At 62.0% G+C, this 10,816-nt stretch carries 13 protein-coding genes and 1 pseudogene; 6 read left to right on the top strand and 8 right to left on the bottom strand.

What is annotated here, in order from left to right; genetic code table 11:
• Nucleotides 1-221: 221 nt before the first annotated feature.
• The gene (locus AC0L2K_RS34305) at nucleotides 222-566 is read right to left on the bottom strand and encodes a RidA family protein (protein ID WP_473533571.1); all 345 of its coding nucleotides are present in this window, start codon (nucleotides 564-566) and stop codon (nucleotides 222-224) included.
• Nucleotides 567-789: 223 nt separating this feature from the next.
• Here AC0L2K_RS34305 and aztA point away from each other — a divergent pair, with 223 nt between their 5' ends.
• From aztA to AC0L2K_RS34285, 4 genes and pseudogenes are all read left to right on the top strand, one after another.
• Complete coding sequence (gene aztA, locus AC0L2K_RS34300) at nucleotides 790-1,602, top strand: zinc ABC transporter ATP-binding protein AztA (RefSeq protein WP_473533570.1); 813 nt, start codon at nucleotides 790-792, stop codon at nucleotides 1,600-1,602.
• Nucleotides 1,602-2,477 carry a zinc ABC transporter permease AztB gene (gene aztB, locus AC0L2K_RS34295; protein WP_473533573.1) on the top strand — a complete coding sequence of 292 codons (876 nt, stop codon included), beginning with the start codon at nucleotides 1,602-1,604 and terminating at the stop codon, nucleotides 2,475-2,477. Before aztA ends, aztB begins: the two co-directional genes overlap by 1 nt.
• A 19-nt stretch (nucleotides 2,478-2,496) precedes the next feature.
• Nucleotides 2,497-3,429, top strand: a pseudogene (locus AC0L2K_RS34290) (metal ABC transporter substrate-binding protein).
• Between the two features lie 146 nt (nucleotides 3,430-3,575).
• A complete protein-coding gene (locus AC0L2K_RS34285) occupies nucleotides 3,576-3,914 on the top strand; it encodes a protein tyrosine phosphatase family protein (protein ID WP_128176911.1) in 339 nt (112 codons plus the stop codon).
• Here AC0L2K_RS34285 and AC0L2K_RS34280 read toward each other — a convergent pair.
• Complete coding sequence (locus AC0L2K_RS34280; protein ID WP_027153898.1) at nucleotides 3,911-4,378, bottom strand: Lrp/AsnC family transcriptional regulator; 468 nt, start codon at nucleotides 4,376-4,378, stop codon at nucleotides 3,911-3,913. The genes AC0L2K_RS34285 and AC0L2K_RS34280 overlap by 4 nt on opposite strands.
• Nucleotides 4,379-4,518: 140 nt before the next feature.
• Between AC0L2K_RS34280 and hppD the strand changes: the two genes are divergently transcribed.
• Nucleotides 4,519-5,631, top strand: coding sequence for a 4-hydroxyphenylpyruvate dioxygenase (hppD, locus tag AC0L2K_RS34275; protein ID WP_473533569.1), 1,113 nt, complete (start codon nucleotides 4,519-4,521; stop codon nucleotides 5,629-5,631).
• Between the two features lie 8 nt (nucleotides 5,632-5,639).
• Here the strand turns inward: hppD and AC0L2K_RS34270 are convergent, their stop codons facing one another.
• From AC0L2K_RS34270 to hmgA, 6 genes are all read right to left on the bottom strand, one after another.
• Nucleotides 5,640-5,951, bottom strand: coding sequence for a BrnA antitoxin family protein (locus AC0L2K_RS34270; RefSeq protein ID WP_473533568.1), 312 nt, complete (start codon nucleotides 5,949-5,951; stop codon nucleotides 5,640-5,642).
• Complete coding sequence (locus AC0L2K_RS34265) at nucleotides 5,938-6,195, bottom strand: BrnT family toxin (protein WP_128170246.1); 258 nt, start codon at nucleotides 6,193-6,195, stop codon at nucleotides 5,938-5,940. The genes AC0L2K_RS34270 and AC0L2K_RS34265 overlap by 14 nt, the downstream gene beginning before the upstream one ends.
• Before the next feature lie 51 nt (nucleotides 6,196-6,246).
• Nucleotides 6,247-6,795 carry a DinB family protein gene (locus tag AC0L2K_RS34260; protein WP_287239490.1) on the bottom strand — a complete coding sequence of 183 codons (549 nt, stop codon included), beginning with the start codon at nucleotides 6,793-6,795 and terminating at the stop codon, nucleotides 6,247-6,249.
• Between the two features lie 27 nt (nucleotides 6,796-6,822).
• Entirely contained in the window at nucleotides 6,823-7,836 is a 1,014-nt protein-coding gene (locus AC0L2K_RS34255) for a fumarylacetoacetate hydrolase family protein (RefSeq protein WP_473533567.1), read from the bottom strand.
• Nucleotides 7,837-7,910: 74 nt separating this feature from the next.
• Complete coding sequence (locus AC0L2K_RS34250; protein WP_473533572.1) at nucleotides 7,911-8,801, bottom strand: MBL fold metallo-hydrolase; 891 nt, start codon at nucleotides 8,799-8,801, stop codon at nucleotides 7,911-7,913.
• 11 nt (nucleotides 8,802-8,812) lie between these two features.
• Nucleotides 8,813-10,126: a homogentisate 1,2-dioxygenase gene (gene hmgA / locus AC0L2K_RS34245; protein ID WP_473533566.1), complete on the bottom strand. Its 1,314-nt coding sequence runs from the start codon at nucleotides 10,124-10,126 to the stop codon at nucleotides 8,813-8,815.
• 79 nt (nucleotides 10,127-10,205) lie between these two features.
• On the opposite strand from hmgA, the gene AC0L2K_RS34240 reads away from it, so the two are divergent.
• Complete coding sequence (locus AC0L2K_RS34240) at nucleotides 10,206-10,661, top strand: MarR family winged helix-turn-helix transcriptional regulator (RefSeq protein WP_287070675.1); 456 nt, start codon at nucleotides 10,206-10,208, stop codon at nucleotides 10,659-10,661.
• The last annotated feature ends 155 nt before the right edge of the window (nucleotides 10,662-10,816 follow it).

Here is a 10,816-nt window from a genome sequence, read left to right as displayed (position 1 = left end):
GCCGCCCCCCCCCCCCCCCCCCCCCCCCCCCCCCCCCCCCCCCCCCCCCCCGGGGGGGGGGGGGGGCCCCCCCGCGCCCCCCGCCTGTGGCCCCCCCCCGGGGGGGGGGGGCCCCAAAACCCCCCCCCCCCCCCCCCCGCGGCACTAAATGCCGCCATGCGGCATTTGCTCCGCGACCCTCCCCTCAAGGGCCCTCAAGGGGGAGGGTTAAGAGCCGCATCTCAAATCGCTGCAGTAATAATAATCTCGACCAGATATTCCGGCCCGGCAAGCTTGGCCTCGCCGGTGGCGCGGGCCGGGGTATGGCCCTGTGGCACCCACTTGTCCCATTCCGCGTTCATCTCGGCAAAGGTGCCCATGTCGGCCAGCCAGATGATCGCCTGCAGGATCTTGGTCTTGTCGGTGCCGGCCTTGGCCAGCAATTCGTCGATGGCCGCCAGGATGTCCCTGGTCTGGGTGCCGACGTTTCCGCCTGGTTCGCCGACCTGACCAGCCAGATAGACGGTGTTGCCGTGGATGACGGTCTGGCTCATGCGTGGGCCAACATCGATGCGACGAATGCTCATTGGACGCTTCCTTCCTTTGTGGGTCGCGCCTCTTTAGAGTCGCGGTTCGCTGGGGGCAAGGTTGCATGAGCGAATCCTCTTGAGCCAGCAGGCGTGGGGCGAAAATAGGCACACGCAAATTGCTCCGGTCGCCGCAATTCCGCCGGATTGACTTGTTGACTAATGTAATAACATCACATATCCACCGCCGCTGCCGTACTAGTCGTGTTCCACGGATCGTCACATGACCAAAACCTGCCTGACATTCCGCGACCTGACGCTGGGCTACAACAGCCATCCGGCGATCCATCATCTCGATGGCACGATCCGCCGCGGGTCGCTGACTGCCGTCGTCGGCGCCAATGGCTCGGGCAAGTCGACCCTGATGAAGGGTATCGTCGGCGTGTTGAAACCGATGGCCGGCACGGTTGTCCGGGCGCCCGGCGTGCGCGCAGCTTATCTGCCGCAACAGTCGGAACTCGACCGCTCCTTTCCCGCCCGGGTCCTTGATCTGGTTTCGCTCGGCCTGTGGCCACGGCGCGGGCTGCTCGGCCGCTACACCAGGGAAGATCGCGATTCGGTCAGCCAGGCGCTGATGGCCGTCGGCCTCGGCGGCTTCGAGAAACGCCCGATCGACACGCTGTCGGGCGGCCAGCTGCAGCGCACGCTGTTCGCCCGCGTGCTGCTGCAGGACGCCGATCTCATTCTGCTCGACGAACCGTTCAACGCCGTCGATACCAAGACCGTTGGCGACCTGATCGCACTGATCAAGCGCTGGCATGGCGAGGAACGTACGATCCTGGTTGTCGTCCACGATCTGGAACTGGTGCGCCAGAATTTCCCCGAGACGCTGCTGCTGGCGCGCCAGCCAATCGCCTGGGGCGAAACCAGGGAAACGCTGCGGCCGGAAAACCTGTTGCGCGCGCGCCGCTTCCACGAAGCCTGGGAGGAGAACGCGCCCTGGTGCGAGCCCGACAAGCACGGTGATCACGGGCACGACCCTGGGCACAACCATGCGCACGACCATCATCACGGCTCCGGGCCGCGGGCCGCATGATGGACACGCTCTACGGTCTTCTCATCGCTCCGTTCGCCGAATTCGCCTTCATGCAGCGGGCGCTTGCCGGTTCGCTGATGCTGTCGCTCGGCGCCTGCCCGGTCGGCGTGTTCCTGATGCTGCGGCGCATGAGCCTTTCCGGCGACGCCATGGCCCACGCCATCCTGCCGGGTGCTGCCGCCGGGTTCCTGCTTTATGGGCTGGAAATCCTGCCGATGACCATCGGCGGGCTGATTGCCGGCATCATCGTCGCCCTCGGCGCCGGCGCCGTCTCGCGCTTCACCATCCAGCGCGAGGACGCTTCGATGGCGGCCTTCTACCTGATTTCGCTGGCGATCGGCGTGCTGATGGTGTCGATCCGCGGCTCCAGCGTCGATCTCATGCATGTGCTGTTCGGCACCGTGCTTGCGCTCAACAATGAAGCGCTGACACTGATCGGCGGCATCGTGCTGGTCACGCTGGTCAGCCTCGCCATCTTCTGGCGGGCGCTCGTCGCCGAATGTCTCGACCCGCTGTTCCTGCGTTCGGTCAGCCGGCTGGGCAGCCCGGTGCATTTCATCTTCCTCGGCCTCGTCGTGCTCAACCTGGTCGGCGGCTTCCAGGCGCTCGGCACGCTGCTATCGGTCGGGCTGATGATGCTGCCTGCGGCCGCCGCCCGCTTCTGGACCATGCGCGTCGAGCCGATGTGCGTGCTGGCGGTGCTGATCGGCTTTGCCTCCTGCGTCGCGGGGCTGCTTCTGTCCTATCACGTGTCGCTGCCTTCCGGCCCGGCCATCATCCTGTCGGCCGGCGTCGTCTATTTTGCCTCGATCCTGTTCGGCACGCGCGGCATCCTGCGCGCCCGTATTATCCATCACCGCCACAGAACCGCCTGATCCCGAAGGAGTGCCGTCCATGCTGAAATCGATCCGCGCCGCCCTGGCAGTGGGCGTCATAACATTGTCAGCCTTTGGCGCGTCGTCGGCCTTCGCGGAGCCGTTGAAAGTGGTCGCCAGCTTCACGATCATTGCCGATTTCGCCAAAAATATCGGCGGCGACCGGATCAATCTGACCACCATCGTCGGGCTGGATGGCGATGCCCATGTCTAAGAGCCGAGCCCGGCCGATGCGGTGGCGATGGCGGGTGCGGATGTGGTGCTGGTCAACGGCCTGCATTTCGAAGGCTTTTTGCAGCGCCTGGTCGACGCCAGTGCCACCAAGGCGACGATCGCCGTTTTGACCAAGGGCGTCACGCCGATCAACTTCAAACCCGAATTCGCCGATGCCGACGCTGCTGAAGGCGCCCACACTGATGGCGAGACCGATCCGCATGCCTTCCAGTCGATCGCCAACGCCAAGATCTATGTGAAGAACATCGCCGATGCCTTCTGCACCGCCGACGCTGGGGGTTGCGACAACTACAAGGCCAATGCCGCCGCCTATACAAAGAAACTCGACGCGCTTGAGGGCGAAGTGCAGACGGCGATCCAGTCGATCCCGAAGGAGAAACGCGTCGTCATCACCTCGCATGACGCCTTCGGCTATTTCGAGAAGGCCTATGGCCTCACCTTCCTGGCGCCCGAAGGGGTCTCGACCGAGTCGGAGCCGTCCGCCGCCGACGTCGCCAAGCTGGTCAGCCAGGTGAAGCAGGACAAGGCGGCGTCGGTCTTCATCGAGAACATCACCAACGCGCGGCTGATCGAGCAGATCGCCAGCGAGACCGGGGTCAAGGTGGGCGGTACGCTCTATTCAGACGCGCTGTCGCAGCCCGACGGTCCGGCCTCGACCTATATCGACCTGATGCACAACAACATCGCCCAGATCAAAGGCGCGATCCTCGGAAGCTGATGCCTTCCTAGCCAGCCGGGCCGCGTCGGCTCGGTTGGATTCTCCGTCGAAAATAACTATCTGCGCAGTGGGATTTCATTCTGCGCGGATTGCCGATCTCGTCGGGAAGTCTTAAGACTGCGGCCAAACCAGTTTTGCGAGGAAACATGGAATATCGTCAGATCACCGAGGACTATTCGGTCTCCGGCCAGATCCAGCCCGAAGAAGTCGCCGCCATCAAGGCCGCCGGCTTCAAGAGCGTCATCTGCAACCGGCCTGATGACGAGCAGCCCGGCCAGCCTTCGGCGGACACCGTCAAGGCGGCAGTCGAAGCCGCCGGGCTTACCTTCCGCTACATCCCGGTCATCAGCGGCCAGATCACCGCCCAAAATGTCGAGGACCAGGCTGAGGCGCTCGATGAGCTCGAAGGTCCGGTGTTCGCCTATTGCCGTTCCGGCGCACGCTGCACCAACCTTTTTGGGCTGATCCAGCAGTCGAAGGGCTAAATCGGCAGCGCGCCGGTTTCCTTCAGCGTTTCCAGCACGATCGCCGTCTTCACATGCTGCACGGATTCGTGCGGCAGGAGCACGCCGTTGACGAATTCCGACAGCGATTTCAGGTCGGGCGTCACCACTTTCAGGATGTAATCCATCTCGCCGGTCAGCGCGTGCGCCTCCTGCACCTCCGGCAACCGCGCTACCAACTCGCCGAAGCGCCGCGCATTGTCGCGGTTGTGGGTGGCGAGCGTCACCGAGATGACGTTGACCAGTGAGAAGCCGAGCTTGTCGCGGTCGAGCACCGCGCGATAGCCCCTGATATAGCCGTCCTCCTCCAGCCTCTGGCGGCGACGCGAACATTGCGACGCCGACAGGTTCACCCGTTCCGACAAATCGTTGTTGGTCAGCCGTGCGTCGCCCTGCAAGAGAGCCATTATCTTGCGGTCAAACTGGTCTATGCGCGCCTCATCCATGATTTTTTCATCCACCATGCACAATTCCCGCATGATCTATTCGTTTAAAGCGTTTGAATGCAAGCACCATGCGCCTGATCCGCGCTATAGTAGCGTCAAAATGGCCCTTTGCGGCCAAGCAGCTTTAGGAGGACAACATCATGGGTCCCTTCCCGCACGATGCACCGCCCGCAACGATCAGCAAGGCCAATCCCGCCGGCACCGACGGCTTCGAATTCGTCGAGTTCGCGCATCCCGAACCGGAAAAGCTCGCCGACCTTTTTACCCGCATGGGCTATGTACCGGTAGCCAAGCACCGCACCAAGAACATCACCGTCTGGCGGCAGGGCGACATCAACTATGTCGTCAATGCCGAACCCGGCTCGCATGCGATGAAATTCGTCGACAAGCACGGCCCCTGCGCTTCCTCGATGGCCTGGCGGGTGGTCGATGCCAAGCACGCGTTCGACCATGCTGTCGCCAAGGGCGCCACACCCTATGAAGGCGTCGACAAGGCGCTCGATGTGCCGGCGATATCAGGCATTGGCGGCTCGCTGCTTTATTTCATCGAGGTCTACGGCGACAAAGGCTCGGCCTACGAAGCCGAATTCGACTGGCTGGGCGAGCCCGACCCGAAGCCGGAAGGCGTCGGCTTCTATTATCTCGACCACCTCACCCACAATGTCTATCGCGGCAATATGGACAAATGGTGGGATTTCTATCGTGACCTGTTCGGCTTCAAGCAGATCCATTTCTTCGACATCGACGGCAAGATCACCGGCCTGGTCAGCCGCGCGATCACCTCGCCCTGCGGCAAGATCCGCATCCCGCTCAACGAGTCCAAGGACGACACCAGCCAGATCGCCGAATATCTGAAGAAGTATAATGGCGAAGGCATCCAGCACATCGCTGTCGGCACGGACGAGATCTACGGCGCCACCGACAGGCTGGCAGCCAACGGGCTGAAGTTCATGCCCGGTCCGCCGGAAACCTATTACGAGATGTCTCATGCCCGCGTGCACGGCCATGGTGAGCCGATCGAGCGGATGAAAAAGCACGGCATCCTGATCGACGGCGAAGGCGTGGTTGACGGCGGCACGACCAAGATCCTGCTGCAGATCTTCTCGAAAACCGTAATCGGGCCGATCTTCTTCGAATTCATCCAGAGGAAGGGCGACGAGGGTTTTGGCGAGGGCAATTTCCGCGCGCTGTTCGAATCGATCGAGCAGGACCAGATCAAGCGCGGCGTGCTGAAGGTGCAGGCGGCGGAGTGAGGCGACGCCTATTTGGGCAAGCCGGCGGCCTTGCGCAGAATGTCGTTAATCCGGCTCTGCCAGCCGGGACCGCCGGCGCGAAAGCGAGCGACCACATCGCTGTCGAGGCGCAGCGTCACCTGTTTCTTGGGATTGTCGAGCGCCGGCCGCCCGCGCGAACGGCGAATGCTTTCGGCGAGGTCCGGAAATACTTCAGCGAAGGGACGAGCGTTTCGAAAATCCTCCTCTGTCCATTCCGGATTGTCCGAAACGGCATCCCAATCTTCGTTGCTGTAGCCGCGCCCCGGTTCGAATTTTGTCTGCAGCTTAGGTTTTGTCATTGTACAATCTTCTTTCAGCCGGGTTGGCCGGGCGCATGGAAATGATCGAGATGCCCTCGGAGCCGAGCCGGGCAAAGATCACGGCAACGATCCCGTCAATCATCCGACCAATTGCCATGAGACGATCAGCTTTGGCCGCACGGATCGTTGACGTAAGGAAAAATTCCTCATCCAGCGTGGCAAAATCCAACCCGTGCTTTTCGATGTTGGCCAACCGTTTCGGTTCGTCCCAGACGATCTTCATCCGAAATTTATGTACCTACAATAATTAAGTCAAGAATTTTCGTAACTACAATTAATTGCCGCCATCAATCGCCAACCGCTCGACCTCCGCTCTCCTCAGCTTCAGATCATAGTCGAGGAAGAATTCGTCGAGCTGCGGCGGCTTTACCGAGGTGCCGGACAGCATGGCGTGCACCTGGCCGCGATGATGGATGTCGTGGATGAAGAGGTGGGCGAGCAGATCGCTGATGCGCTCCGGTATTTTTCCGTCCTCGCGCCGGTCGGTGATGACACGGCGGTCGAGATCGGCCGCCGACAAATGATCGCAAAAGGCGATCAGTCGCCGGTCGGATGCGCCCTGGGCGTCAAACAGCGCTTGTGGTTCATCGAACGGCACGAAATCGTCATGGGCCGCGGCGCCAACGCCGCCCTCTTCGAGAAAATCGAGATAGAGATGATCGACCGCCAGGATGTGGTTGAGCGTTGCCATGATCGACGGGAAGAAGCTGGTTCGCTCGGCTTCGAATTCGCCGGGCTCAAGCTGCAGCACGGCGCGATAGAGCCGGTCGTTCGACCAGAGATTGTTGCGCGCCATGCGGCTGAAATGGTCCAGCAGGTTCATCGTTTCAGACGTCCTCCCAGTGCAATCTTACCTGATGTATTTCTCGACCTTCTGCTCGATCGCACCAAAAATCGAATGTCCGATCCTGTCCTTCATCTCGATGCGCACAATGTCGCCAAGGCCCAGGAACGGGGTTGTCGGTTCGCCAGCCTCGATGGTCTCGATCATGCGCAACTCGGCTATGCAGGAATAGCCGGCGCCGCCCGCCGAGGCAGGCTTGCCAGGCCCGCCGTCGAGCTTGTTGGAGACCGTGCCCGAACCGATGATGGTGCCGGCGGCCAGCGGCCGGGTTTTCGCGGCATGCACAATCAGCGCCGGAAAATCGAATGTCATGTCCACGCCGGCGTTGGCGCGGCCGAACGGCTTGCCGTTGAGATCGACCAGCAGCGGCAGGTTGACCTTGCCGCCATCCCAGGCCTCGCCAAGTTCGTCCGGCGTCACCGCGACGGGCGAAAACGCCGAGGACGGCTTTGATTGGAAGAAGCCGAAGCCCTTGGCAAGCTCTGGCGCGGTGAGGGAGCGCAGCGTGATGTCATTGACCAGCATGACCAGCCGGATCGCGGCTCTTGCCGCATCGAGGCTTGCGCCTATCGGCACATCGTCGACGACGACAGCGACTTCCCCTTCCATGTCGACGCCAAGAGCCTCGTCGACCGTGCGGATCGGATCACGCGGCGCGATGAAACTGTCCGAGCCACCCTGGTAGATCAGCGGATCGGTCCAGAAGCTTGCCGGCATCTCGGCGCCGCGCGCCTTCCGCACCAGTTCGACATGATTCACATAGGCAGAGCCATCGGCCCACTGGTAGGCGCGCGGCAACGGCGAATGGGCATCATGCTCGTGAAAGCGCGCTGACGGCACCGCATTGTTCTCCAGCGATTCCGCTATTGTCGCCAGATGCGGCGCGATCCGGTTCCAGTCGTCGAGCGCCGACTGCAGCGTCGGCACCAGAAACGAGGCATCGGTGAACCGCGTCAGGTCGCGCGAGACGACGACCAGCTTTCCGTCGCGCGTCCCGTCCTTCAATGTGGCAAGCTTCATGCGGTTTCCTCTCCTGATGCGGCTTTGGTGCCGCTTTGAATTTTGTTCTTATGATCTCTTCCGAAAACCGGTTCTCACTTTTCGCTAACGCGGTCCTTCGGTTCGGGATCATGCTCCAGTCCCACAACAAGGCCGTCGTGGGCAATCGTCAAGTCTCCGGCCCATGTTTTCCTGACGGCGGCGATCCAGTCGGCCTCGCCGATCTCGGGATCATCGGCCGGGATGAGGTGGTTGAGCACCAGTCTTTTGGCTCCTGCGTCACTGGCGATGCGCCCCGCCTCCTCAGCAAAACTATGGCTGGCGAGCAGATGCTCCCTCAGCCGCGCGCCATTGCCGGTTTTCGCGACGAGCCGCTCGATGCCGTCTTCCAGCATGGCTTCATGGACGAGAATGTCGGCGCCTTTGGCGAAATCCGCCAATGGCGGAAAGAACGCCGTATCGGCGGAAAACACCACGCTCTGTCCGGCATGCTCGAAGCGCAGCGCAAAGCAGTCGTTCACCGGCGGATGGTCGACGCGTAGCGCCAAAACCTTCAGGCCGCGCTCCTCCATCACCCGGCCTTCGCCGAACTCGATGATCGAAACCATATCTGCGATATCAGGCCGGCCTTCGTCGACGATGCGTATCTCGATGTCGAATTCCATCGCCTGGCAAAAGCGCTGCCAGTAATGGCCGGTGCCGGGCGGGCCGAACACGGTGACCGGTGTCGCCAGACCCGCCGTCCAGGCGGTGTGGATCAGCGGACCGAGTTCCAGCACATGGTCGGAATGCAGATGCGTGATGAAGACCAGGTCGAGCGACTTCAGGCTGATGCCGGTCTCGGCCAGCTCGTGCGTCACGCCAAGCCCGCAATCCACGATAATGGTACGTCCGCCGAATATCAGCAGCGACGAACTCGGCCACCGACCGCCCGGCCGGAGCGCCGGGCCGCCCTTCGAGCCCAGCAGCACCAGCCGATCCCGCATTGGATCAGCGCTCAAGACCAGTCGCCCTCGGGCGTGCCGTTGAAGCGCTTCTTCAGATCGGCCCAGCAGTCGATGTAATTGTCCTGCCGGGTTTCAACCTCGGCGGCGTAGCGGGTCAGCATCTGTGGGAATCGCGTCTCGAACATGAAGGCCATGGTGTTGCCGAGCTTGACCGGTTTCAGATCCGCATGGAAGGCTTTTTCAAAACCTGTTGCGTCAGGCCCGTGGGCCAGCATCAGATTGTGCAGGCTGATGCCACCGGGAACGAAACCCTCTTCCTTGGCGTCGTACTGGCCGTGGATCAGGCCCATGAACTCGCTCATGATGTTGCGGTGATACCAGGGCGGGCGAAACGTGTTTTCGGCCACCAGCCAGCGCGGCGGGAAGATGACGAAGTCGATGTTGGCGGTGCCCTCTTCGCCGCTCGGCGCGGTCAGCACCGTGAAGATCGACGGATCGGGATGGTCGAACAGGATGGCGCCGACCGGCGAAAACGTTGCAAGATCATATTTGTAGGGCGAGTAGTTGCCGTGCCACGCCACCACATCCAGCGGCGAATGATCGAGTTCGGTGACATGAAACTGGCCGCACCATTTCACGATCAGCCGGCACGGCTTCTCCTTGTCCTCGAACCAGGCGCAAGGCGTCTTGAAATCGCGCGGATTGGCCAGGCAATTGGCGCCGATCGGGCCACGATCCGGCAGCGTCAGCTTGGCGCCGTAGTTCTCGCAGACATAGCCGCGCACTGTTTCATCGACCAGTTCGACCTTGAACACGAGGCCGCGCGGCAGCACGGCGATCTCGCCCGGTCGCAATTCGATGACGCCCATCTCGGTGACGAAGCGCAGCGCGCCCACTTGCGGCACGATAAGCAACTCGCCGTCGGCGTTGAAGAAATGGTCGTCGGCCATCGAGCGGTTGGCGACATAGACATGGGCGGCCATGCCGGTCTGGCCGAGCACGTCGCCGGCGGTGGTGATCGAGCGCATGCCGGCAATGAAGTCGGTCGGTTCCTTCGGCATCGGCACCGGGTTCCAGCGGTACTGGCCAAGCGCCAGTTCGTGATCGCCGACATTCGGCGCGCTTTTCCACAGCGGATAATCCGCCGCCTTGAAGCGGCCGGTGTGCCTGACGCTCGGCCTGATGCGATAAAGCCAGGAACGCTCGTTGGTGCCACGCGGCGCGGTGAAGGGCGAGCCCGAAAGCTGCTCGGCATAAAGGCCGTAGGCCGGCCGCTGCGGCGAATTCCGCCCTTGCGGCAGCGAACCGGGCAAAGTCTCGGTTTCGAAGTCGTTGCCGAACCCCGGCATGTAGGAAAAGGCCATGGCATCCTCCCTGGATTGACCAAATTGGTTTCATTTGTAACCATCGAAAATGTAACTATCAATCGTGATGGAGCAGACCATGGAGGCTGACACCCTCGAACTTGAAAGCTTCCTGCCCTACCGGCTCTATCGCCTTGCCGATGCTGTCAGCCGCGAATTTTCCAGGGTTTACAAGGACCGCCACGGCCTGACGCGGCCCGAATGGCGCACGCTGGCCGGTCTCGGCCAGCATGGCACGATGACGGCAACAGCGCTCGGCGAACAGTCGGCCATGCACAAGACCAAGGTTTCGCGCGCCGTCGCCGAGCTCGAACGGCGCCGCTGGCTGACGCGAAAACCTGATGAAAAAGACCGCCGTGTCGAGCACCTGACGCTGACCAACGCGGGCCTTGCCGCCTATCGCGAGATGGTGCCGTTGGCAAAAGCGTTCGAGCGGGACTTGCTGGGAAGGCTGAACGCGAGCGAGCGAGCGGCGGTCACGGAAGGGATGGCGGCACTTAAGGGGGCATTGGATAGATCAACGACGCAGCTATGAAACTGCTACGCAGCGATCCTGCCCACCCCTCTAACGTTTCCGGAACGGCACCCGGCCAACATTCACCAGTCCATCACCACCTTGCCGGAATTGCCGCTCTTCATCGCCTCGAAGCCGGAAATATAGTCGTCCACGCCGATGCGGTGGGTGATCAA

This window comes from Mesorhizobium sp. WSM4817, assembly GCF_055811135.1.
Note: the sequence above shows the minus strand (reverse complement) of the source record. Positions and strands in the feature narration are given on the sequence as shown.